Raw genomic sequence first — 25,244 nt, forward strand, 5'->3', positions numbered from 1 at the left:
TACTCTATTTTTCTGTAGTTCTTTTAAAAAGAAAAAGCCAGTATATCAAAATACTGGCTTTAACTCTATAAATATTACATTCTTTCTAATGTGCCAATTCCTAAAAGATTTAATCCCTCTTTTAATACTGATGACGTTCTTTCCGCTAATAATAATCTCGAATAAAGAACTTCGTCTTCTTGATTTAATATTTGACATGCATTATAAAAACCATTAAATTTCTTTGATAATTCAAATAAATAATCTGCTAATAAGTTTGGTCTACAAGTCTCTGCTGCTTTTAATACAACTCCTGGGAATTGAGTTAAATGATGAGCTAAAGTTCTTTCTGTTTTATCAGAAACCTTAATAATTATATCTTCTTTTAAATTTTTACCTTGTTCATCTGCTTTTCTTAAAATAGACTTAATTCTTGCATAAGAATATTGTAAGTAAGGCGCTGTATTTCCTTCAAAGCTTAGAATTTTATCCCATTCAAAAACAACTGCTGTTTGTCTATTTTGAGATAAATCAGCATATTTTATAGCTCCTGTTCCTACAACTTCTGCTATATTATCTTTTTCTTCAGCTGACAAAGTAGGATTTTTTTCATTTACAATTTCATATGCTCTTCTTTTTCCTTCATCTAAAAGTTCTTCTAATCTAATTACATTTCCTTTTCTAGTTGAGAATACCCCATCAGCAAATCTCATAATTCCAAACCAAACATGCTGCTTTTCTACATTCCATCCTAACATATTAGTTATTCTAAAAAATTGTCTAAAGTGATCTTGCTGTCTTTCATCTGTTACATATATTAATTTATTTACATTATAGTTATTTATTCTAAATTTAACTGTAGCTATATCAGAAGTTGCATATAAGAATGCTCCATCTCTCTTTTGAACAATACAAGGATTAATTTTTTCCTCTTCAGGGAAAAATACTACCTTTGCTCCTTCACTTTCTATTGCAATTTTTTTCTCTTCTAACTCTTTTAATACACCTGGCATTAAATCATGATAGAATGATTCTCCATAATATGTATCAAAGCTAATTCCCATTCTTGTGTATAACTTTCCATACTCATCTAACGAAACTTTTATAAACTCTTGCCATAGTCTAAAGTTTTCTTCATCACCATTTTGAAGTTTTCTTAACTCTTCTCTAGCTTCATCTTCTAACTCTGGATACTCTTCACTTTGTCTTGCAAATTCAACATACACTCTTTCTAACTCTTCAATAGCATTAGCTTTGTAAGACTCTTGGTTTAACCAATTTCTGTAACCTATAATTAATTTACCAAATTGAGTTCCCCAGTCGCCTATATGATTGTCTGCTATAACGTTAAACCCTAAGAATTTATGCATTCTTTTTATAGAATCACCAATTATAGTTGATCTTAAATGACCTATATGCATTCTTTTTGCTATATTTGGAGAAGAGTAGTCTATTATTACATCTCCTTTTATATCTAAATCTTTGAATTCATAGCTTTCTTTAGTGATTCTTTTTACTGAATCTCCTAAATGTGAATCTTTTAAAAATATATTTAAAAATCCTGGACCTGCAATTTCAATTTTTTCAATTACATTATTTTCTTCTAAATTATTTACAACATTTTCTGCAATAGCTCTTGGATTTCCTCCAATTATTTTAGAGTTCATCATAGCAAAATTTGATTGAAAATCTCCAAACTTTTCATTTGTTGCAACTGTTATCTCTATTGATTTTAACTCTTTATCTGAATAAAGATTATTTACTGTATTTAATAAAATTAATTCTATTTGTTTTTCAACAATTAACATATATTTCTCCTTTTGTTGTGAAATAAAAAAAAGGACCCTAAAGTCCTAAAAGAATAACTCCAGTCTACCGCCTTCCATACGGTTTTGGTCGCCGTTTCATATACGTGGTAACCAGTTAATGCTTACACTCAGGGTCCGTGAAACAAGGGTTTCCGTGACGAATCTGACTTATAAACAAAAGCGCCAATCCCAATAGCGACCTTAGGCCCAAAACCTCCGGAAATAGCGAATAGACCAGAAATATTTATTCTTAAGACAATTATATCACTTCTATATTATTTTTTCAATTAAAAATTCATTCTAAACAGTATATTTTTTATACTTAAACTATTTCTAAATTATATGTTGAATCTAGATGAAGTTCTTTTAATTGTTTGTCATCAACTTTACTTGGTGCTTCAGTCATCAAGCATTGTCCTTTATTTGTTTTAGGGAATGGAATTACATCTCTTATTGATTGCTCTTTTAGCATAACCATTAACCATCTATCAATTCCAAATGCTAATCCTCCGTGTGGTGGTGCTCCATATTTAAATGCATCTACAAAGAATCCAAACTTATCTTGTGCCTCTTCTTTAGATAATCCCAACTTTTCAAACACTTTACTCTGAATCTCAGGGTTAAATATTCTAATTGACCCTCCACCAATCTCTGATCCATTTAATACTAAATCATAAGAATTCGTTCTAACATTATCCATTTCACCTTCTAAGAACAATTGCATATCCTCTTCTTTTATAGATGTGAACGGGTGATGTTGAGCTTTATATCTTTGGTCTTCGTCATCATATTCAAACATTGGGAAATCTACAATCCATAAGAATTTGAATTCATCATTATTTATTAAGCCTAACTCTTTTCCTAACTTTAATCTTACTGCACCTAAAGCACCATAAACTACTTTAGCTTTATCAGCAACTATCATAATCACATCTCCAACTTTTGCTTCAGTTCTAGAGATAATTGTAGCTATCTCTTCTTCTGAGAAGAATTTAGCTATTGGAGAATTTACTCCCTCTTCAGTTACTTTTATCCAAGCCATTCCTTTTGCACCAAAGTATGTTTTTGCATAATCTTCATACTCTGTTAAAATTTTTCTTGAGAATTGCTCTGCCACACCTGGAGCAACTACAGCTTTAACAACTCCACCTGCTTCTACTGCACTTTTAAATCCTTTAAATTGTGAATTAGCCATTATATCTGTTAAATCTTTTAACTCTACAGCAAATCTTACATCTGGCTTATCTGATCCGAATCTTTCCATAGCTTCTGAATAAGGCATTCTAGGGAAATCATAGTCTGCTGATTCCTCAGTTACATTTTTAAATACTCTTTTTGCTAGACCCTCTATTTCATTCATAATATCTTTCTGCTCAATAAATGACATCTCTATATCTAATTGAGTAAATTCAGGCTGTCTATCTGCTCTTAAATCTTCGTCTCTAAAACATTTGGCAATTTGGAAATATTTTTCTATTCCAGAAATCATCAATAATTGTTTAAAAAGTTGCGGTGATTGAGGCAACGCATAAAATTCTCCTGGATTTGTTCTACTTGGAACTAAGAAATCTCTTGCTCCCTCTGGTGTTGATTTTGTTAAAACTGGAGTATCAACATCTAAAAACCCTTTTTCATCCATATAGTTTCTTATAGACATTATCATTTTATGTCTCATTTTTAAATTTCTAGACATATGATTTCTTCTTAAATCTAAATATCTATATTTTAATCTTATATTTTCACTTAAATTTTCATCTCCAGTAACTTGGAAAGGTAAAACATCACAACTATTTAAAACTTCTAATTCTGTTATAAATACCTCTATATCTCCAGTTGGAATATTGGCATTTTTACTCTGTCTTTCTTTTACAATTCCAATTACTTTTATAACTGATTCATTTTTTAACTTTTGTGCACTTTCTACAACAGAAATTTCTGCTATATCTGTGTGGAAAACTATTTGTGTTTTTCCTTCTCTATCTCTTAAATCAATAAAAGTTAACCCACCTAAATCTCTTTTTGTATCAACCCATCCAGATAAAGTAACTGTTTCACCAATATTTGAAGCTCTTAATTCTCCTAAGTTATGCGTTCTATAATACGTCATCTCTTTTTTCTCCTTCTTTTACTTTAATATATTTTTTAAATTTTCTATACTTACTTCTTCTTGTGTTCTATTAACAAAATCTTTAAGCATAACAACACCTTTACTCATCTCATCCTCACCTATTATGATTACATTTTTAGCTCCAACTTTATCGGCTTTTTTCATATGAGATTTCATTCCTTTAGAATTATAATCAATTGCCACAGATTTCCCTGAAAGTCTTAAATCATTTGCTATTTTAAATGCAGGATCCATTGTTGATTCTCCTAGCCAAGCTATATATACATCTAAATCTCTTTTAGGAAAATCTTCTCCTAGAAGCATCATTATTCTTTCAACTCCAGCTGCAAATCCAAATGCTGGTATTTCTTTATCACCAAGTTGCTTTAAAAGGTTATCATATCTTCCTCCTCCTAAAACAGTTCCTTGTGACCCTAATTTATTTGTTACAATTTCATAAACAGTACTTGAATAATAATCTAACCCTCTAACTAACCTTGGATCCTCTTTATATTTCACACCAAATAAGTTTAAATATTTTTTTACTGTTTCATAATGATTTCTTTCTTCTTCTGTTAATGAATCTGTTATAATTGGTGCTAGTGCTGTTAGTTCTTTACATTTTTCTATTTTACAATCTAGAACTCTTAGTGGATTTTTTTCCATTCTCATTCTACAATCATCACATAAATCTTCTTTCATTGGATTCAAAAAATTTAATAGTACTTCTCTATATTTTACTCTACTCTCTTTTTCTCCTACAGAATTTATAGTTACTTCTAAATCTGTTATCCCTATTTTATTTAAAAAAGAGTATCCCATTGAAATTACTTCAGCATCTAATATTGGAGAGCTTTCTCCTAATACTTCAACTCCAATTTGATTAAACTCTCTTTGTCTTCCTGCTTGAGGTCTTTCATATCTAAACATAGAACCTGCATAGAAGTATCTAGAAACATCCTCTTTTGCATATACTTTATTCTCTAAATAACATCTTACAACTGCTGCCGTTCCTTCAGGTCTTAAAGTTATACTTCTTTCTCCTCTATCTTGGAAAGTATACATTTCTTTTTCAACAATATCAGTTCCTTCTCCTACTCCTCTTTTGAAAAGATCTGTTTCCTCAAATATTGGAGTTTTTATTAATGAATATCCATAATTTTTAAAAAATTCTTGAGCTGTTTTTGTTATAAAGTCATACTTTATCCCATCATCTCCATATATATCTTTAGTTCCTCTTACTGCTTTAATTAGTTTCATTTGATCACCTCAATTATTTTAATTTCCATAATTTTTCTAACTTTTCTTCAATTAATTTTTCGTTTCTGTTATTCCCAGGAATATAATATCTTTTTCTACTTTCTCTATACTTTTGCTCAATAAAATTATTTTTATAATCATGTGGGTACTTATAACCTACAGCTTTATCTTCTATGTGCATTGGTACAAATTCTAAATTCCCATTTTGAATATCTTTTAAAGCTTCATCAATAGCTAAATAACTTGAGTTACTTTTTGTTGATATCGATAAATATATCACAGCTTGAGATAAAATTATTCTTATTTCTGGCATCCCTATTTTTTCACTTGCATTCATAGCACTATTAGCTATCATCATAGCTTCTGGATTAGCCATTCCTATGTCTTCACTTGCATGAATACATATTCTTCTAGCTATATACCTCGGGTCCTCTCCTCCATGAAGAAGTCTTGCTAACCAATATACTGCAGAATCAGGATCGCTTCCCCTTATGCTTTTTATCATGGCAGAAATAAGATTATATTTATCCTCTTCTTTGTGATAAGAAGCTTTTCTATCTCTAAAAATATCTATAATTTCTTCTTTACTATATCCTATGCAACTACTTTTATAAAGCTCTAAGTAATTTAAAGCTATTCTACTATCACCTCTTGATATGTCCAAAACAACTTCTTTTATCTCTATAGGTAAATTAACTTCTAAAAGTTTTTCACCTTTAAGTAAAATCTGAGATATATTTTCTCGTGTTAAAGGTTTAAATTCAAAAATTAAACATCTGGATAGAAGTGCATTATTTAAACTATAATAAGGATTTTCTGTAGTAGCCCCAACTAAAATCAATATTCCTGATTCTGTATAAGAAAGTAAGGCATCCTGTTGGGTTTTATTAAACCTATGAATTTCATCTAAAAATAAAATAGTTTTTTTCCCATACAACTCTATTTTTTTTTTAGCTTTTTCTATAATCTCTTTTAAGTCATTTAAACTAGCTACAGTAGCATTCAATATTTCAAAGTTATAATCTAACTCTCTTGAAATAATCTCTCCCAAAGAGCTTTTGCCACAACCTGATGGTCCATATAAAATCATATTAGATATACTTTTACCCTCTATTATTTTTCTTAAAACACCATTTTCTCCTAAAATTTTATCTTGACCTTGAAAATCAATAAAATTTTGAGGTCTTAAACGAATTGACAAAGGTTTTGCCTTTTCAAAGTTTCCACCAAATATACTTTTCATCTAATCACAACCTATTTTTTAAAATAAAAAAGCGTATTGTGTACCCCAACACGCCTTTAATTCTTTCAACTATTTTACTAGATACAGAAGAAGTGCTGATACTATAAATAAAAATGCTACTACTTCAGTTGCTCTAGCTAATGGTCCTCCATCTTTTGAAACTCCAAATACTGTGTTTGACCCCCCCATTCCCATGCTACCTGACATTCCATGGCTTCTATCTGGTTGAACAAGAACTAATATTATCAAAGCCAAAGCAAATACAAATAAAAATACTGTTAAAAGTGTTTCCATAACTTTACTCCTCCCAAATCCCGTCTTTAATCTTACACTTTATTATAATATATATATTCATAAAATAAAAGAAAAAATTATAGAAGTTTTGCTGCTAATTCAGCTAAAGCTGAACGTTCTCCTTTTTTCAAAGTAATATGCCCTACTATTAATTCATTTTTTAATTTATCTGCCAAGTACGTTAATCCATTTGTATCTGCATCTAGATATGGACTATCTATTTGTTCTGGATCTCCTGTTAATACAATTTTAGTATTTTCTCCTGCTCTAGTTATTATTGTTTTAACTTCAAGCGGAGTTAAATTTTGTGCTTCATCTATTATAATAAATCCATTAGGAATACTTCTACCTCTTATATAAGTTAGTGCTTCTATTTTTAAGAGTCCCATTGTTTGAAGCCCTAAAATTACTTTTTCACCTGTTTTTTCACCCTTCTCAACTGCTAAATAGTCTATATTGTCATATATTGGTTGCATCCAAGGTCTTAATTTTTCCTCTTCACTTCCTGGAAGATATCCCAAATCTTTCCCCATAGGAATTATTGGTCTAGCAATCAGTAATTTTTTATACTTTCCTTTTTCTACAACCTGTTCCAACCCTGCCGCTATAGCTAAAAGTGTTTTTCCTGTTCCTGCTTTACCTACTAAAGTCACAACTTTTATGCTTTCATCCATTAGAAGTTCCATTGCATATTCCTGCTCATAATTTCTAGCTCTAGCACCCCAAGCTGATATCTGTCCTTCTAAGTTTCTTCTGATTTTTCCTCCAATATATCTTCCTGAAGTTTTTTCTTCTCCACACTTGAATCTAATAAACATATTTTCAGTAAAATGATATTCTTTTCCAAGCTCCCATACATTTATTTTTCCAGATTTATCAAATTTCATATATATATCTCTCGGTACTTCTACCTCTACAAAACCATCATCTAATGTTGTATAATCTGTTCTATCACTCTCGTAATCTTGAACTTCCAATCCTAAAGAATCAGCTTTAATTCTCATATTTATATCTTTCGTTATTAATATAACCTTTGTTTCTGGATTTTTTTTCTTTATTCCTAAAGCTGAAGATATTATCATATTATCTGTAGAATCTTTCTTTAAAGCAGTAGGTAACAAATCTAAATCGTTTTCGATTTCAACTTTAAAGAAAATTCCTTTTTCTAATTGAACACCTTTTGCTATTGAACCTTTTTTTCTTATAGAATCTAATTCTCTTGCCGCTAACCTAGCTTGAATTGCTGTTGTGGTATTTCTTTTTAATTTATCTATTTCCTCTATAACAAAAATTGGAACAATCACTTCATTATCTTCAAAACTATAAATACTTCGGTGATCATGAATTAAAACATTCGTATCTAGAACATAAATTTTTCTCACAAAATCATCTCCTTAACTGAATTTTTTTTAAAACTCCTTTAATCGCACTTTCTAAAGTTGTATAATCTTTTAACTCTTCTTTACTTATAAGTGAATCTATTTCCTTTTTACTATATCCTAAAGACTCTAAAGCCATATAAAGTTCCTCTTCAATTGCATTGTTTAAAATTTCTCCTGATGGCTCTTCTGTCGACATTAAATTCAATGTTTTTATTTTATTGTTTAAATCTATTATTATTTGCTTTGATTTCTTTTCTCCTAATTTCGGAACTCTTTTCAAAGTTTTAAAATCTTCATTTAAAACAATTTCTCTTATATTCTCAATTGTAAAAGTTGACATAATTGACAATGCTAAAGATAATCCTATTCCACTTATTCCAATTAGCATTTCAAACAACATTCTTTCTCTCTCCTCCAAAAAACCAACAAGTTTAAAAGTATCTTCTTTTATAACATTATATATGTAAAGCTCTTTTTTTTCTCCAATTTTTACTTTATCATATGTTTTTAAAGTTATATAAACTCTATATCCAATCCCATTTACATCGACCGCTAAATATTCAGCTTTTTTTATTTTAATTACTCCATTTAAATATTCAAACATTTTTATTTCACTCCCTTTAATCCTTTTTTGAAAAGACCCTCTTAGTACTAAGAGGGTCAATTTTTAATAATATTCAATTAGTCCATTCTCATAAAAACTATAATATGATTCATCACTCACTATAATATGATCCAAAAGCTTTATGTCTACTTTTTCAAACAGCTCTTGCATCTCTAAAGTAAGCTCAATATCTTTTTTTGAAGGCGTTAAATTTCCACTTGGATGATTATGGGCAAATATAATTCCTTTTGCTCTATTGTGTATTGCTTGTTCCATTATTTTTCTTGGGTAAACAACACTTCTATCAATTGTTCCTTTAAAAAGAACTTCATCAGCAACAATTCTATTATCTGTACTCAAATAAACAACTTTAAACTCTTCATTTTTCAAAGAACCAACATCATCTTTTAAATAGTTTATCAAATCTGTTTTTCCTTTTAATGTTTTAAGATCTGCTGTTTTTACACTTTTAAAATAATGATTTGATATTACATCACCAATAAGTTTTAATTGCAACGCTGTTTCTGTTCCAACACCTTCTATTTCTTTCAAGTCGTTAATCTCAGCTTTTACAACTGCATCAATCGTCTTAAATTCATGTAATAAATCTTTGGATATCCCTTTGCAATCCTTAATCTTTATAGAATATGTCAAAATAAGCTCTAATATCTCATAATCTTCTAGACCTTTATATCCAATTTTTAAATACTTTTCCCGTAATCTCTTTCGGTGTCCTTGCATTTGGCTTTTTTCCAAATTAATCACCCCTACTACATCTTTATTGGAACATTTTATAAATTTCATCTTTTGTTTTCATCATTTTAGGTATTTCTACTGCTGCTTTTAAAATAGGATATGCTAATACTGCTCCTGTTCCCTCTCCTAAACGCATCTCCATCTGTAAAAATGTTTTTAAGCCTAAGGCTTTCATAACTGTTTTCATTCCAGGTTCTTCACTCATATGTGTTGCTATTAAATATCCCTCTACCTTTGGTTCAATTCTTGTTGCAACTAAAGCTGCAACTGCTGATATAAATCCATCTATCAACATAGGTTTACGTTCAATAGCTGCTCCTAAATACAATCCAACCATACAAGCTATATCTAATCCTCCTACGCATCTTAAAACTTCAAGTGGCTCTTTATTAAATAGATTATAACTCTCTACTGCGATCTTAATAATTTCTTTTTTTCTTTTTAAACCTTTATCTGAAAGTCCTGCTCCATAACCTACAACATTATCTATGTCTTCTTTTGTTAAAGCATACAATATTGCTGAACTTGTAGTTGTGTTTGCAATTCCCATCTCTCCATTTGAATAAAAATCATACTCTTTTTTCTCTTTAATCATCTCTATTCCAATATTTATAGCGGATATAACTTCTTCTAAGCTCATAGCAGGTTCTTTTACAAAATTCTTTGTTCCATAAGCTATTTTTTTTCTATATAAATTTGTATATTTTTTATTAATATCACCTTTTATTCCAACATCTATTAAATTTAATGGAATTTTTAAATTTTTACATAAAATACCTATAGCGGCAAAAGAATCCAACATAGCTTCTGAAACTATTCTTGTATACTCTAAGGGACAAGAAGAAACACCTTCTTCTATGACTCCATTGTCTGAAGATGCTATAAAATGGCACCCTGCATTTAAAGAATTCAATGATTTTCCTGTAATTCCTGCAACCTTTATTGCTAACTCTTCTAAAACACCTAAACTTTTTTCTGGCTTCATTCTAGTATCTAAAATTTTTTTACAGTTTTCCATAGCAGTTATATCTACAGCTTTTATTTTATTTTGAATTTCTTTTATTCTATTCATTTCATACCCCTATATTTAAGCCTTTTAATATTGGATAACCATCCGAAAACTCAATTATAACAACACCTGCATTCTTAACACTAAATTTCCAATAAGCATCCAATCCTTTTGAAAAATAATGACTTAAAATAGTATTTATGACTCCCCAATGAGTAACTAAAACTGTATTTTCATTTAAATTAATATTTTGAGCTATAAAATCAATAGCTCTATTTTGAAGTTCAACTACACTCTCACCTGTTACATAATTATAGTCTTTCCAATTTTTTTGACTTTCTTCTAATTCTTTTGGATATTTTGTTTGGATCTCTTCAAAAGTAAAACCCTCAAAAACTCCAAAATTTAGCTCTCTTAATCCTTTATCTACAACTATATTTAAATCTTTAAAATTTACTATTGAAGCTGTATCAAAAGCTCTTTTTAAATCACTCGCATATATTCTGTGATAATCAATATTTTTTAAAATATTTCTCGTATTTTTTGCTTGTTCTTTTCCTAATTCAGTTAATGATGGATCTAACGATCCATAATAAACTCCTTTAGCATTTAATTCTGATTCTCCATGCCTAATCAAAATAACTTTCCCCATCCACAACTCCTTTTCTATAAAAATAGATACATTAGTATTAATGATAATACTGAAGATAATTCTAATAAAGCTCCTAAAGTATCACCTGTTATTCCACCTATCTTTCTTGTCATTAATTTCCCAAATAAAAAAGCAGATATCATTAAAATATTTAAAATAATAAATAAATTTTTAAAAGATAGTCCATAATAATTAGATACTCCAAATAAAATAATTAATATTGTCATATAAGATATTAAAACTCCATTTTTATTTGTATTTTCTACAAATGTTTTTCCCATTCCAGTTGCTCTTGCATATGGTTCGAAAGCACAATTTACAACTCCAACTATTCTAGATAAAATTGGAACTAACAACATTATTACCCCTTGATTTATTCCAAGCAATTCTGATGTTTCAACTAAAAATGCTATTTTAAATATAAAATAAAGAACTAATACTAAAACTCCATTTGTTCCTACTCTAGAATCTTTCATTATCTCTAACATTTTGTGTTTACTTCTATAGCTAAATATTCCATCAAAAGTATCAGCTAACCCATCCAAATGTAGTCCACCTGTTATTATTACATCTAACGTAACCAATATTATACCTATTAAAAGAGGGGATGGAATAATCAACTCTAATACTGATGCTGTAAATAAATTTATGATACCTATTGCTAATCCAACTATTGGAAACCATTTTATAGAATTTCCTAAAGCTTTTGAATCAAATCTATTTCCTCCAGGAAATGGTAATCTTGTCATAAATTTAAAAAGTAATGCTAAACCGTTCATGTTTTCCTCCAATTCTATTTTAATTTTAATTCTAGTCCTGAAACTATAAGATAAGCTTCATCGCTTTCTTTTGCTACTAACTGGTTTATTCTTCCAGCGATATCTCTAAAACATCTTCCTAAAGCATATGCTGGAACTAATCCCATTCCAACTTCATTTGAAACTATAACCATATCAAGATTACTTTCTTTTATAAATTTTATTAATTTTTGAACTTCTATTTTTATTTCACTCTCTAAATTCTGAACTTCTTTTTGAGGAAAATTATCCCAATCTATTTCTCTATCCATAATCATATTGTTACTTACTAAATTAGTTAAACAATCCAAAAGAATAATTTTATCTGATTCTTTATACTCTTCCAATAATTCGGTGATGTTTTTATATTTTTCTATTGTTATCCACTTTTCACCTCTTTGAAGTTTGTGCAAATGAACTCTTTCTTTCATTTCATCATCAAAAGACAAAGCTGTTGCTATATATATTCTTTCTTTTTTAGTTTCAAAAACCTTTTTTTCAGCAAAATAACTTTTTCCGCTTCTTGCCCCACCTGTAACATATGTTATTCTTCCCAAATTTATCACCTTTATCCCTTATAATACTTTAATAGTACCATAATATTACCAAAACTTCAATAAACGAAAAAGAGTGCTTGATTAAATCAAGCACTCTACTTTTTTATCTATTTTTTTTGGAAATGTCTCTCTAATAAACCTAAGAAAGCTCTTCCATGTCTAGCTTCATCTTTTGCCATTTCATGAACTGTATCATGTACTGCATCTAATCCTAATTGTTTTGCTCTTTTTGCAAGGTCAAACTTTCCTGAAGTTGCTCCATATTCAGCTTCTACTCTTCTTTTTAAGTTTTCTTCTGTAGAATCAGTTACTACTTCTCCTAATAATTCTGCAAATCTTGCAGCATGACCAGCTTCTTCAAAAGCTATTCTTGTGTAAGCTTCTGCTACTTCTGGATACCCTTCTCTGTCTGCTACTCTAGCCATCGCTAAGTACATTCCAACTTCCATACATTCACCATTGAAATTTGCTCTCAATCCTTCGATTATTTCTTGATCTCCGCAAGATAGACCTTCTCCAACTTTATGTTCAGTAGCCCATACTCTTCCTGCTGTTTCATCAAATGGAACACATTTATCTAATCCTACTTTACATAAAGGGCAAGCTCCTAAAGCCTCTTCAAATACTTCTCCACATACTGTACATTTTACTTTTGACATTTTAATCCTCCTCGATTTCTATATATAATACACTTAATTTTCATTTAATTGTTTCCATTACTTATTTGTAATTGTTACAAATTTGTTTATAAATATAATATACACCTTTTTTGAAAATATGTCAAATCTTTTTTATTTGTTTTTTAAGTTAAAAAAAAGAAAGAAATGAATCCTGAGTACATACAATAAAATAACTATTATTTCTAATAAGTAAGTTTATTTTTTATAACAAGGAGGTTTTATGTTAGTTCAAGTATTAAGTTCAAGTTATTTGGGTATTGAACCATTTTTGGTTGAGGTTGAAGTTGATGTAACAAATGGATTACCAATTTTTAATATTGTAGGATTAGGTGACGCAACTATATCCGAAAGTAGAGATCGTATTCGGTCAGGAATAAAAAATATGGGATATCTTTTAGAACCTCGAAGAATTGTTGTGAATTTAACTCCTGCTAATATAAAAAAAAGAGGATCCCATTTTGATTTACCAATTGCTATAGGAATTATGATAGGTATGAGATTCATATCTGATTATCGAGGAATATTAAAAGATTATTTATTAATGGGAGAGCTTTCTTTAACTGGAGAAATTAGAAGAGCTGATGGAATTATTAGTGGTGTTTTATTAGCAAAGAGCAAGGGATTTAAAGGAGTTATTATTCCTGAAGAAAACTTAGAAGAAGCATCTATTATCAAAAATATTGATATAATTCCTGTTAAAAATTTAAGAGATGTCGTTAAATTTATTGAAGAAGGAACAATCAGAAGTAAACGAGTTATTAATCCTATTAATGAAATTAAAAACAATTTAGATATGTTAGATGTTAAAGCTCAAATTCTTGGTAAAAGAGCTCTAGAAATTGTTGCAGCAGGTGGGCATAACATTATAATGGTTGGTGCCCCTGGAAGTGGTAAATCAATGCTTGCTAAAAGAATTCCTACAATATTACCATCTATGTCTGAAGATGAAATTATTGAAACTACTAAAATATATAGCATCGCTGGCGAATTAAATGAAAGAATTCCGATTGTTATAAATCGACCATTCAGAGATCCACACCACACTTCAACAACTACCTCTATAATTGGTGGTGGCCGAACTCCAAAACCTGGTGAGATTAGCTTAGCAAATAATGGCGTACTTTTTTTAGATGAATTTACAGAGTTTGATCGAGTTGTTATTGAAAGCTTAAGAGAACCACTTGAAGAAAAACGAATTTCAATTACTCGAAGCTTAGGTAAAATGGAATTCCCTGCTAAATTAATATTTGTTGCTGCTTGTAATCCATGTTCTTGTGGAAATAAATTTAATGAAGAGTTATGCACCTGTACTCCTTATGATTTAAGAAGATACACTAAAAAATTATCGGGTCCAATAATAGATAGAATTGATTTGTATGTTCAAATTAACAGATTAGATGATAGAGAAATTTTAGATAAAGAGGTCGGTGATTCATCAAAAATAATAAAAGAAAGAGTTATTAAAGCAAGAGAAATACAAAAATCTAGGTTTTCATCTGATAAACTAAATCGAGATATGAACAATAATGATATTGAAACCTTCTGCTTTTTAAATGATGAATGTGAAAATACAATTAGAACATCTATCCGAAGCTTAAATTTATCTATGAGAACATATCATAAAATATTAAAAGTAGCTAGAACTATTGCTGATTTAGATAATGCTCCTAATATTGAAAAAAAACATCTGTTAGAAGCTCTCAGTTTTAGAAAAAATTAAAAAAGAGGATAACATTTTATAAAATGTTATCCTCTTTTTTAATTCTTAGCTATTTTTTTCTACAACTATTTTAGCTAAAACTCCATTTATGAATTCGTGTGATTTATCATCACCGTATTTTTTAGCTAATTCTACAACTTCATTTACAATTATTTCTTCTGGAACTTCTTCAAATAAAAGCTCATATGTAGATATTTTTAATAAAGCCTTTTCTACATTTCCAATTCTTTCTAAGTTCCATCCTGTTATATTACTTTTTAAAGTCTCTACAACTTTTTCATCGTTTAAAGTCATACCATTACAGTATTTTTCTATAAACTCTTTCTCATTTGTGTTTAAATTAGTTTCATCTCTTAATAGGTAACTTTCTAAAGTTTCGTTTATCTTAACTTCAGTCAACTCCGCTTCAAATACTATTTTAAACAATTCTTCTCTCGCTACTCTTCTACTCATTATTATTATTTCCTTTCTATTCTTTTAATCTATTTAATATTTGTTTTTTTAACTTATTTTGAAAATCTCTATCTCCTAGTTTATACCCTATGACCATTAAAAGCAATATAAATATTGTTTTTAATAATCCATATTGCACTAAAAGAACTCCACATATTAAACCCAAGACAGCATATAGATATTTTTTGAAATTAAGAATAAAGTTTTCAATAATCTTTTCTAACATCATATTTGCCCCCTATTATCCAACTACATCTTTTTTTATTGATAATTTTGAAATTTTTACCTCTATATAATCAACTTTTAAATCGAGTTTTTCTTCCAATGAATTTTTTACTAAATTCTGAATATCTACAGTTTTTATAGATAAATTATTATTTGATATCATATCTAAATTTAACTTAACAAAATACTTACTACCTCTATTTCCACAATCTATTCTTAAACCCTTTATATCATTATCTTTTGATAATATTTCTCTAATTAGATTTTTTACTGTATCTGTTGAAATATGCACTGATCCATGATCATTTTTTATAACATAATCTTTTTGTTTTGAAAAATTAGATAATAATTTTAATATTGTTACACATATATAAGCTAAACATATATTAAAAATTACTACTTTAAACATAAGTGAGCTTGTATCTATTGTTGAAAAATATTGTGGCATTGTAACATAACCTATACCTAATGAAGATATAGTAAACATACCCAACCATGCAAAGAAAAACACTATTTTTTTTATCAATAAACTCACCCCTGTAAAGAAAGATTAGAGGCGTAATAAAACGCCTCTTTTTTATTAATTATATTATATCTATATTTTCTTGATTATCTTCTTGTTCTTCTTCTAAAATTTTTACATCTTGTACAAATACATTTATCTCTACTACTTTTAAGCCAGTCATTGTACTTACTGCTGCTAAAACATTCTTTTGAACATTTTGAGCTACTTCAGATATTTGATAACCATATTCAACTATTATATATACTTCAACACTACATTCTTTTTCTCCAACTTCTACTTTGACACCGTTTGTAAGCCTTTTCTTTCCTAGCATCTTACTAACTTCATCTGCTACTCCACCAGCTAGCTTATAAACTCCAGAAACATCCTGTGCTGCCTTTGCTGATATTGTCTTTACTACATCATCTGCTATTTTTATATTTCCTAATTCGTTCATATAAAACACCTCCGTAGATATTATACATATATTATTACATTTATTTAATTTTTTTCCTAGCTATTTATTTAATTTTTTTCAAAATTATCTTCAATAAACTTTGTTGTAACTCTTCCTGCTCTATAAATTTTATTATCTAAAACTTCTAAGTGAAATGGAATAGTTGTATCTATGCCCTCTATAATGAACTCATTCAATGCTCTTTTCATTTTTTCAATAGCTTCTTCTCTAGTAATTCCATGGACAATAAGCTTTCCAATCATCGAATCATAATAAGGTGAAATTTCATATCCTTGATATGAATGAGAGTCTACTCTCACTCCTGGTCCACCTGGAACTATATAAGTTTCAAGTATTCCTGGCGAGGGTAAAAATCCTGATTTTGTATCTTCTGCATTTATTCTACATTCAATTGCATGCCCAAATAAAACAACATCTTCTTGAGATATATTTATTCTTTCACCTTCTGCAACTTTAATTTGTAATTTAATAATATCTATTCCTGTCACCATTTCTGTAACAGTATGTTCAACTTGAACTCTTGTATTCATTTCCATAAAGTAGTAGTTATCATCTTTATCAACTAAAAATTCTAATGTTCCTACTGAATCATAACTAATTGACTTAGCTAATTTTACAGCTGCTTCTCCCATAGCTTTTCTAACCTTTGATGGTAATTTATAAGAAGGAGCTTCTTCAATTAATTTTTGATGTCTTCTTTGAATAGAGCAATCTCTCTCTCCTAAATGAATAACATTTCCATGCTTATCTCCAATTATTTGAATTTCAACATGTCTAGGATTTTCAACAAACTTCTCTATATATACGTCTGGATTTCCAAACGCCGCTTCTGCTTCTGTTTGGGCAGCTATTATTTTACTTTCTAACTCCTCTTCAGTTCTAGCAAATCTCATACCTTTTCCACCGCCACCAGCAGTAGCTTTAATCATTACTGGATACCCAATTCTTTCTTCTACTTCTTTTCTAGCTTCCTCTATACTTCTAATAATTCCTGTTCCATTTGTAAGTGGAACTGAATTTTCAATAGCAGTTTTTCTTGCTGTAGCTTTATCACCCATACTTTCAATTGCTTCTGGACTTGGTCCTATGAAAGTTATATTATGTGTTTGGCATATTCTTGCAAACCTAGCATTTTCAGATAAAAATCCATATCCTGGATGAATTGCATTTGCTCCTGTTATTTCTGCTGCTGCTAATATATTTGGAATTTTTAAATATGAATCTGTACTTAAAGGCCCACCAATACAAACAGCTTCATCAGCTAATCTTACGTGTAAACTTTCTTTATCAGCTTCAGAATAAACAGCAACTGTCTTTATTCCTAGCTCTTTTGCAGCTCTTATTATTCTAACAGCTATTTCACCTCTGTTAGCAATTAATATCTTTTTAAACATAAAATCCTCCCAATTATCTTGCTATAGCTTTTACTTTAAGTAATACTTTTCCATAATCAACCACTCCACCATCTTGTACTGTTATTTCTATTATTTCACCAGTAACTGTAGCTTTTAAAGGAGTTTTTAATCCCATTACATAAATATATCCAAGATCCTGTCCAACCTTTATTTTGTTGCCAACTTCTACAGAGTTAGTATAAAAATATTTTCCTATCCCTGGAGATGTTATCATTTTTATATTTTCTTCAACTTTTTTAATTTCTTTTTTTACTTGTAGAATTTCTTTTGGTACAACATTTTTTTTGTGTGGTAATTTTTTTATATTTATTTTTATATTTTCATTTTCTTCATAACAAATCTCTGTAAGTCCAGACTCACTAAGTATATTAATTAAATCTTCTATTTGAAGCTCATCTTTTTTCATAACTCCTCCATCATTTTTTATAACCTATTCTAACATAATTTAAAAAATGAATCAAGATAACATGCGTTATATTACCTGATAACTATGCTCTCTTCTCCTAATAAATATTTTATTTTTTTTATTAAATCAGCAGTTATCTCTATAGTTATTTTTGATTTTTTAACTTCTTTAATTCCATCTATATCTATAGCAAAACTTAATGGCACTTCACCTTTAGAACTTAATAATAGTTCCTTCAACCGACTATATTTATCCTTTGATTTATCATTTATTAAAATATAAACTCGATTTTTTTCATTAAACTCAATTGAATTTAAAAATTTAATATTTTTTACAACTAATTTCTTAGTTTCATTACCATTAAAATAATCTACTTGAATAGTGCCATCTATTATTACTGCTTTTCCTTCTAACTCTATATTTAGTAGTGTTTTGTATTCTCTAGGAAAAACAATTCCAGATATTTTATCATAGTAATCTTCTAGAATAAAAGTACACATAGGCTCTCTATTTTTCTTTGTTAATATTTTTTTTACATCTCTTAGTATACCATAAGTTTTCACTATATGCAGTGAATTTTCTAATTTTATATCTAAAATTTTGTTCATTTTATATGTTCTACTTATCCAACTATATTTATCTAAAGGATGAGCACTATAATAAAATCCTAAATATTCTTTTTCGCCATCTAATTTTTCTTCAGAAGTAAAATCTGTCACTTCTGGAAATGCAAAATTTACTACCTCTGACTTTGCACCACCGAAAAGATTCATCTGTTGAATATCATCTTCTTTTATTTTTTTGTTTGTATAATCTATTACTTGTTCAATAGATTCTATCTTCTGTTTACGACTTCCTGATAGTGAATCTAAAGCTCCTGCATAAATTAAAGCTTCTATATTTTTTTTATTTAAACCTTGCCCTCTCATTCTGTAGATAAAATCTTCATATCTGAAAAAATTCCCATTTTTTTCAAATTCGATTTTTATTTTTTGAGCTAAACTTTCACCTACATTTTTTATAGCTGCTAAAGAGAATCTTATTCCACCATTCTCTATAGTAAACTTTGATTCGGGATTATTTACATCTGACAATTTCAATTTAATTTTATGAGCTTTAGCATCTTCTATATAAAAAGCAACATTCTCTACATTACTTTTTTCAGAGGTCATTATAGCTGCATAATACTCCTCTGGATAAAAACATTTGAAGTAGGCTGTCCAATAAGCTATTAATGCGTAGGCAGCTGAATGCGACTTATTAAATCCGTATCCTGCAAATTTATCTATCAAGAAAAATATCTCTTCTGCTTTTTCTTTTGAATATCCATTTCCTTCAGATCTTTTTACAAATTTTTCTCTATTTTCATCCATTGTAGAAGCTTCTTTTTTTCCCATAGCTCTTCTCAGCAAATCTGCTTCTCCCAAAGAATAACTCGCCATTATATTGGCTATTTTCATTACTTGTTCTTGATAAAGAATGACACCATAAGTTTCTTTTAAAACCTTCTCTAAACTTGGATGTGGATATTTTATCTCTTCTAAACCATTTTTACAATTTATAAAGTTTTCTACCATACCTGACCCTAATGGACCAGGTCTATAAAGAGCTAATAATGCGATTACATCTTCAAAATGAGTTGGCTTTAATTGAATTAATATTCTTCTTATTCCTGCTGATTCTAATTGAAATACTCCTAAACTATCCCCTTTTGATAACATTTCATAAACCAATTTTTCATTTAAAGGTATGTCATCTAATTTTATGTTTTTTTCTTTACTTTCTTTTATATAATCAATTGTCCTTTGAAGATTTGTTAAATTTCTTAAACCTAAAAAATCCATTTTTAACAATCCTAAATCTTCTAATTCTTTCATCTGGTATTGAGTAGAAATTGCTCTTGTTTTATTGTCTCCATATAAAGGAACTATATCTGTCAAAGGATCTTTAGTTATTACTACTCCCGCTGCGTGTATTGATGCGTGTCTCACTTTATTTTCTAAACGCTGAGATAAATCAACTAAATTCCTTACTTCTAAATCTTCTGTATACATCTCTCTAAACTCTGTATTTTCTTTTAAGGCTTCTGCTAAAGTTGAAAATGCAGGAATTAATTTTGTTATTCTATCAATCTTAGCTAAATTAATATCTAAAACTCTTCCAACATCTCTCAAAGCCGCTCTTGCTTTCATTCTTCCAAATGTTATTATTTGAGCAACTTTATCTTCACCATATTTTTTAGTTACATACTCTATTACCTCTCCTCTTCTCTCTTGACAAATATCTATATCTATATCTGGCATTGAAATTCTTTCGGGATTTAAAAACCTTTCAAAAATAAGATTATATTTTATTGGATCTAAATCTGTTATTCGTAACGAATAGGCAACTAAACTTCCTGCTGCTGAACCTCTCCCTGGCCCTATAGGTATATTTATACCTTTCGCATAAGTTATAAAGTCCCATACAACTATAAAATATTGTTCATATCCCATTTTTAAAATTACATCTAATTCATATTCTATTCTTTTTAACAACTCTTCAGTTAATCCTGCGGGATATCTCTCTGCTAAACCTTTATATACTATTTTTCTTAAAAAATCTGCAGAACTTTCTACACAATTAGGAATTTCATATTCTGGAAATTTTAATTTTCCAAATTCTAACTCTAAATTGCACCTATTTGCTATATCTTCTGTTGTATTAATTGCATCTATAAACTCTTCACCCAAAGAAATTATCATTTCACTTCTACTTTTAAAAAAAAGTTCTTTTGTATCTATCTTCATTCTATTATTATCTGAAACCTTCGCTCCAGTCTGAATACAGATCACCAAGTCTTGTAATATATGATCACCTTCATAAACATAGTGTGTATCATTTGTTGCACTACATTGAATAGAATGTTTTTTAGCATAACTAAAAAGTTCTTTATTTAATTCTTTTTGTCCATCTATACCATTTCCTTGTATTTCTAAATAAAAATTCTCTTTCCCAAATATTTCTATATAACTATTTATTTTTTCGTTTATTATCTCTTCGGATTCATTCTCTAATATTGCTCTTGAAACTTCACCTTGCATACAAGCAGATAAAGCAATTATTCCTTCACTATGTTTTTTTAAAAAATCTTTATCCACACGAGGTCTGTAGTAAAATCCATTTAAAAAACCACTTGATGAAATTTTCAAAAGATTTTTATAACCAATTAAGTTTTTTGCTAATAACACCAAATGAAAATTTCTACCCTCTTTTTTAGTCATTTCAAACTCTGAAATATATGCTTCAATTCCTATAATTGGTTTTATCCCTCTAGCCATTGCACTTTTATAAAATTCTATAGCTCCATACATATTTCCATGATCTGTTATTGCCATAGCTTTCATTTTTAATTCTTTAGCTCTATCTAAATATTCATCAATCTTTCCAACCCCATCTAGAAGACTGTACTCTGTATGTAAATGTAAGTGAACAAAGTTTTTATTCATTAATTCCTCCTCTGAATGGTTTTTATTTTTAACTATATTATACAATAGAATTTACTAAAAAAAAACACTTCTAAAATTTTATGTTGTATTAATTTTTTCAAAAAAAACAAACGACCTTCTGGGGGGGTAGAAGGTCGTTTACAGGGGGGGATTAAATAACACTTTTATTATTTGTATAAAGTTTCATGCAATTACAAAACTTCTTATTTTCTAATTACACTTTTTTGACGAGAATAAGTTGATAAAAGTTTTATTTTTTTTATTTTTTTCAAAAACATCTATATTTACTTCAATTGTTGTTTTTAATTTATCTAAAGAGAATAACTTTTCAACTCCTGATTGAGGGCTTCTCCATCTATATGGTGTCATATTAAACAAATTTTCAATGCTATCTTTCTCTAAAATTTCTTTATCATATTTTACATTTAAAGTTTCTAAATGGCTAAATATATTTAAATCTTCCACTGGAGAATAATAATCTTTTCTAACAGTTTCATAAACAATCTCTTTTAATTGAAGCAAATGATTTTCTCCTGTTGAAACTATTATTAATTTTCCACCTTTTTTTAAAGTCCTCATTTTTTCTTCTGGAATTATTTTTGCAAACATACATACTATAAAGTCTAAAGATTCATCTTCTATTGGTAATGAGCTTGCGCTAGCTACAATCCATTCTATTTTTTTGTATGATTTTGCTGCTGATATAATTGCTTCTTTCGATATATCGATTCCTATTATATTACTTTCAACACCTAAATCATCTAAGTTATTTTTTAATCTGCTTGTATAATATCCTTCACCACAACCAATATCTAAAATATTAACTTCTTTTAATCCTTTTAAATTTTTATTTACAATTTCATTTATAGCGTCAGATATTCCTTTATAATAACCTTTCTCTAAATAATTTTTTCTGCTCAGAACCATCTCTTTATTATCTCCTGGGAGTTTACTATTTTTTTGACTAGATAGCAATAAGTTTACATGATTAAACTTTGAAATATCAAAATTATGATTTCCCTCACATATATATTTTCTTTCAATTTTTTGCATTTTCTTACTACAAACAGGACAAACTATCATTTTATATACCTCACTTTTTTTATCTTTTATATATTATATCACAGTTTTTATGTTATAATATCCTAAAAATTATGGTGGTGATTAATTTATGAAACAAAACTTTTTTAAGGATTTTATTGTTAATTTTTACGAAAAGATTGAACTTGAATTTGAAATGCTTATAAAAAAAGAAAAGGCGAAAAAACTCTCTGTTCTTAACTTAGAAGTTGATGTTATTGATTATTTAGATGGTACCAAAACCCCTATTATAGAAACAATTAAACAGGGTGATAATGGGATCGAAATCTTTTTAAAAAACAAAGAAGAAACTCCTTCTGCATATAACATTGAAGATATTTTTCATTCTTTCTCTTTAGCTGTTTTAGTTGACAAATTGATAAAAAAAGATAAATATGTTGGAATCTTAGAAAATTTTTATATCCAGTCAGAAGAATTAATCAGAGAACATTTACAAAATTTAAATCTTGAATCTTTAAGTATCTTAGATGAAGAGTATGAGGTTTTAGCTATCTCTAAAGCTTCAGGATCTTATAAAGTTGGAGCAGGTATAGTCAAAGACATTCTTTTACAAAATAATAGAGTTTTCTTAAATATAGAGAGTGATAATAATGAAATAATTATGGCTCATATTGTTGAATGTAGTGCAGCTGATTTAGCTATGCTTTTAAACAATATCTTATTTCCAGAATAATAATAAAGTGGTGACAGAATATTTCTATCACCACTTTCTCAATAAATTATTTTAAAGTTTTCAAAATTATCTTTGTCCAAAATTGATTCTTCTACAATCTCTACTTTACTCATTATTGAGCCTATTTTTAAATACTTTTTAAAATTTTTAATTATAATTTCATCACCTTGAGCAAAAATTTCAACATCTCCATTAAGCAAATTACTAACACTTCCTTTAATTCCAAATCTTTGGGCATTAAGCTGAGTTGTTATTCTATAGCCAACACCTTGAACTTTACCTTTAATTATAAAATGATATGTCTTCATTCGCCACCTCAGAATATTATCTTGAAATAATTTCAACTATTTTTAAAATTACTTTTACAGATTTTTCCATTGATTGAATTGGAATAAATTCAAATTTTCCATGAAAATTATGTCCACCTGTAAAAACATTTGGACAAGGTAATCCTTTAAATGATAATCTAGCTCCATCAGTTCCACCTCTTATAGGTTTTATTATGGGTTCTATCTCTAATTCTAACATAGCTTTTTTCGCTAAATCAACTATATGATAAACTGGTTCAATCATCTCTTTCATATTATAATAGCTATCTGTTAAAGTTAAAACTAACTCTGCATCACAATACTTTTTCTGTAAATATTTTGTTGCATTAGATATCAATTCTTTTTTCTCTAAAAATTTTTCTTTTGAATGATCTCTTATTATATAATCTATCTCTGTTAATTCAATTGTTCCTTTAAAATTAGTTAATAGGAAAAAACCTTCGTATTCATCAGTATATTCAGGCCTTTCATTTACAGGCAACATTGAGTTTAGCTCCATTCCTAAAAGCATTGCATTTATCATTTTATTTTTTGACGCTCCTGGATGAATATCTCTTCCTTTTATAACTATATTTGCTGATGCTGCATTGAAGTTTTCAAATTCTAACTCTCCTAACTCTCCGCCATCGATTGTATATGCAAATTCAGCTCCAAATTTTTCTATATTAAACAAATTTGCCCCTCTACCAATCTCTTCATCAGGAGTTATTCCTATTTTAATCTCTCCATGCTCTATCTGTGGATTTTCTTTTAAATATTTTAAAGCAGTCATAATTTCGACTATTCCAGCTTTATTATCTGCTCCTAAAAGAGTTGTTCCATCAGTTACTATTAAATCTTGATTAATATATTTTTTTAATTCTGGAAAATCTTTTGTATGCATAACTATATTGAGTTCTTTATTTAAAACAATATCAGTTCCATTATAGTTCTCTATTATTCTTGGCTTCACGTTAGTTCCATTAAAAGATGGTGCTGTATCCATATGTGCAATAAATCCTATTGTAGGAATATCTTTTTTTGAATTTGATTTTAATGTCGCCATTATATATCCATTTTCATCTAAAGTTATATCCATTAATCCTATCTCTTCTAAGTCTTTAACTATAATTTTTGCTAAATCCCACTGAATATCTGTACTTGGACATGTTTTACTCTTTGAATCTGCTGTTGTATCAATTTTTACGTATTCTAAAAATTTCTCTAATAAAAAACTCATTTTTCCTCCTGAATTACTTTTTTTTACTCCTACTATAAATTAACACAATTCTTTCTAAAAAAATAGCTAGTTTTGCAAAAATATGATAAATATGTTAACATCTT

Annotated in this window: 25 protein-coding genes; 2 read left to right on the top strand and 23 right to left on the bottom strand. The window is 28.5% G+C overall.

Annotated elements, in window-relative coordinates; all coding sequences use genetic code 11:
- Positions 1 to 74 precede the first annotated feature (74 nt).
- From argS to ACRCZX_RS04900, 13 genes are all read right to left on the bottom strand, one after another.
- A complete protein-coding gene (argS, locus tag ACRCZX_RS04840) occupies positions 75 to 1,787 on the bottom strand; it encodes an arginine--tRNA ligase (protein WP_438581798.1) in 1,713 nt (570 codons plus the stop codon).
- Between the two features lie 322 nt (positions 1,788 to 2,109).
- Positions 2,110 to 3,894: an aspartate--tRNA ligase gene (gene aspS / locus ACRCZX_RS04845; RefSeq protein WP_438581799.1), complete on the bottom strand. Its 1,785-nt coding sequence runs from the start codon at positions 3,892 to 3,894 to the stop codon at positions 2,110 to 2,112.
- Positions 3,895 to 3,912: 18 nt separating this feature from the next.
- On the bottom strand, positions 3,913 to 5,154 hold the full coding sequence (gene hisS, locus ACRCZX_RS04850; protein WP_438581800.1) for a histidine--tRNA ligase: 1,242 nt from the start codon (positions 5,152 to 5,154) through the stop codon (positions 3,913 to 3,915).
- A 13-nt stretch (positions 5,155 to 5,167) separates the two neighbouring features.
- A complete protein-coding gene (locus ACRCZX_RS04855; protein ID WP_438581801.1) occupies positions 5,168 to 6,397 on the bottom strand; it encodes a replication-associated recombination protein A in 1,230 nt (409 codons plus the stop codon).
- 69 nt (positions 6,398 to 6,466) lie between these two features.
- Complete coding sequence (gene secG, locus ACRCZX_RS04860) at positions 6,467 to 6,691, bottom strand: preprotein translocase subunit SecG (protein WP_438581802.1); 225 nt, start codon at positions 6,689 to 6,691, stop codon at positions 6,467 to 6,469.
- A gap of 77 nt (positions 6,692 to 6,768) precedes the next feature.
- Positions 6,769 to 8,073 (bottom strand): PhoH family protein, encoded by a 1,305-nt coding sequence (locus ACRCZX_RS04865; protein ID WP_438581803.1) that lies wholly within the window; start codon positions 8,071 to 8,073, stop codon positions 6,769 to 6,771.
- A gap of 4 nt (positions 8,074 to 8,077) precedes the next feature.
- Positions 8,078 to 8,677 carry a Holliday junction branch migration protein RuvA gene (gene ruvA, locus ACRCZX_RS04870; RefSeq protein ID WP_438581804.1) on the bottom strand — a complete coding sequence of 200 codons (600 nt, stop codon included), beginning with the start codon at positions 8,675 to 8,677 and terminating at the stop codon, positions 8,078 to 8,080.
- A 63-nt stretch (positions 8,678 to 8,740) separates the two neighbouring features.
- Entirely contained in the window at positions 8,741 to 9,433 is a 693-nt protein-coding gene (gene radC / locus ACRCZX_RS04875; protein WP_438581805.1) for a RadC family protein, read from the bottom strand.
- Between the two features lie 22 nt (positions 9,434 to 9,455).
- Positions 9,456 to 10,505 carry a nicotinate-nucleotide--dimethylbenzimidazole phosphoribosyltransferase gene (cobT, locus tag ACRCZX_RS04880; protein ID WP_438581806.1) on the bottom strand — a complete coding sequence of 350 codons (1,050 nt, stop codon included), beginning with the start codon at positions 10,503 to 10,505 and terminating at the stop codon, positions 9,456 to 9,458.
- Between the two features lies 1 nt (position 10,506).
- A complete protein-coding gene (locus tag ACRCZX_RS04885) occupies positions 10,507 to 11,094 on the bottom strand; it encodes a histidine phosphatase family protein (RefSeq protein ID WP_438581807.1) in 588 nt (195 codons plus the stop codon).
- Positions 11,095 to 11,108: 14 nt separating this feature from the next.
- Positions 11,109 to 11,873, bottom strand: a complete 765-nt coding sequence (cobS, locus tag ACRCZX_RS04890; RefSeq protein ID WP_438581808.1) for an adenosylcobinamide-GDP ribazoletransferase — start codon at positions 11,871 to 11,873, stop codon at positions 11,109 to 11,111.
- Between the two features lie 14 nt (positions 11,874 to 11,887).
- A complete protein-coding gene (gene cobU, locus ACRCZX_RS04895) occupies positions 11,888 to 12,448 on the bottom strand; it encodes a bifunctional adenosylcobinamide kinase/adenosylcobinamide-phosphate guanylyltransferase (protein WP_438581809.1) in 561 nt (186 codons plus the stop codon).
- A gap of 107 nt (positions 12,449 to 12,555) precedes the next feature.
- Positions 12,556 to 13,107: a ferritin-like domain-containing protein gene (locus tag ACRCZX_RS04900; protein WP_438581810.1), complete on the bottom strand. Its 552-nt coding sequence runs from the start codon at positions 13,105 to 13,107 to the stop codon at positions 12,556 to 12,558.
- Between the two features lie 241 nt (positions 13,108 to 13,348).
- Between ACRCZX_RS04900 and ACRCZX_RS04905 the strand changes: the two genes are divergently transcribed.
- Positions 13,349 to 14,848, top strand: coding sequence for a YifB family Mg chelatase-like AAA ATPase (locus ACRCZX_RS04905; protein ID WP_438581811.1), 1,500 nt, complete (start codon positions 13,349 to 13,351; stop codon positions 14,846 to 14,848).
- Positions 14,849 to 14,893: 45 nt separating this feature from the next.
- Here the strand turns inward: ACRCZX_RS04905 and nusB are convergent, their stop codons facing one another.
- The 8 genes from nusB to ACRCZX_RS04945 form a co-directional block, all read right to left on the bottom strand.
- Complete coding sequence (nusB, locus tag ACRCZX_RS04910) at positions 14,894 to 15,301, bottom strand: transcription antitermination factor NusB (RefSeq protein ID WP_438581812.1); 408 nt, start codon at positions 15,299 to 15,301, stop codon at positions 14,894 to 14,896.
- Between the two features lie 16 nt (positions 15,302 to 15,317).
- Entirely contained in the window at positions 15,318 to 15,530 is a 213-nt protein-coding gene (locus ACRCZX_RS04915) for a DUF2273 domain-containing protein (RefSeq protein ID WP_438581813.1), read from the bottom strand.
- 12 nt (positions 15,531 to 15,542) lie between these two features.
- On the bottom strand, positions 15,543 to 16,052 hold the full coding sequence (gene amaP, locus ACRCZX_RS04920; RefSeq protein ID WP_438581814.1) for an alkaline shock response membrane anchor protein AmaP: 510 nt from the start codon (positions 16,050 to 16,052) through the stop codon (positions 15,543 to 15,545).
- Between the two features lie 58 nt (positions 16,053 to 16,110).
- On the bottom strand, positions 16,111 to 16,488 hold the full coding sequence (locus tag ACRCZX_RS04925; protein ID WP_438581815.1) for an Asp23/Gls24 family envelope stress response protein: 378 nt from the start codon (positions 16,486 to 16,488) through the stop codon (positions 16,111 to 16,113).
- A 68-nt stretch (positions 16,489 to 16,556) separates the two neighbouring features.
- Positions 16,557 to 17,903 (bottom strand): acetyl-CoA carboxylase biotin carboxylase subunit, encoded by a 1,347-nt coding sequence (gene accC / locus ACRCZX_RS04930; RefSeq protein ID WP_438581816.1) that lies wholly within the window; start codon positions 17,901 to 17,903, stop codon positions 16,557 to 16,559.
- 13 nt (positions 17,904 to 17,916) lie between these two features.
- Positions 17,917 to 18,330 carry an acetyl-CoA carboxylase biotin carboxyl carrier protein gene (locus ACRCZX_RS04935; RefSeq protein ID WP_438581817.1) on the bottom strand — a complete coding sequence of 138 codons (414 nt, stop codon included), beginning with the start codon at positions 18,328 to 18,330 and terminating at the stop codon, positions 17,917 to 17,919.
- 71 nt (positions 18,331 to 18,401) lie between these two features.
- On the bottom strand, positions 18,402 to 21,818 hold the full coding sequence (locus ACRCZX_RS04940; protein ID WP_438581818.1) for a DNA polymerase III subunit alpha: 3,417 nt from the start codon (positions 21,816 to 21,818) through the stop codon (positions 18,402 to 18,404).
- A gap of 210 nt (positions 21,819 to 22,028) precedes the next feature.
- Positions 22,029 to 22,901: a methyltransferase domain-containing protein gene (locus ACRCZX_RS04945; RefSeq protein WP_438581819.1), complete on the bottom strand. Its 873-nt coding sequence runs from the start codon at positions 22,899 to 22,901 to the stop codon at positions 22,029 to 22,031.
- 88 nt (positions 22,902 to 22,989) lie between these two features.
- Between ACRCZX_RS04945 and ACRCZX_RS04950 the strand changes: the two genes are divergently transcribed.
- On the top strand, positions 22,990 to 23,592 hold the full coding sequence (locus tag ACRCZX_RS04950) for a hypothetical protein (protein WP_438581820.1): 603 nt from the start codon (positions 22,990 to 22,992) through the stop codon (positions 23,590 to 23,592).
- Positions 23,593 to 23,630: 38 nt separating this feature from the next.
- Here the strand turns inward: ACRCZX_RS04950 and ACRCZX_RS04955 are convergent, their stop codons facing one another.
- Together ACRCZX_RS04955 and pepT are read right to left on the bottom strand one after the other, a co-directional pair.
- A complete protein-coding gene (locus ACRCZX_RS04955) occupies positions 23,631 to 23,900 on the bottom strand; it encodes an acylphosphatase (RefSeq protein WP_438581821.1) in 270 nt (89 codons plus the stop codon).
- 16 nt (positions 23,901 to 23,916) lie between these two features.
- Complete coding sequence (pepT, locus tag ACRCZX_RS04960; RefSeq protein WP_438581822.1) at positions 23,917 to 25,140, bottom strand: peptidase T; 1,224 nt, start codon at positions 25,138 to 25,140, stop codon at positions 23,917 to 23,919.
- Between the last annotated feature and the right edge of the window lie 104 nt (positions 25,141 to 25,244).

This window comes from Cetobacterium sp. (genome assembly GCF_051658645.1).
Classification (GTDB): Bacteria; Fusobacteriota; Fusobacteriia; order Fusobacteriales; family Fusobacteriaceae; genus Cetobacterium_A.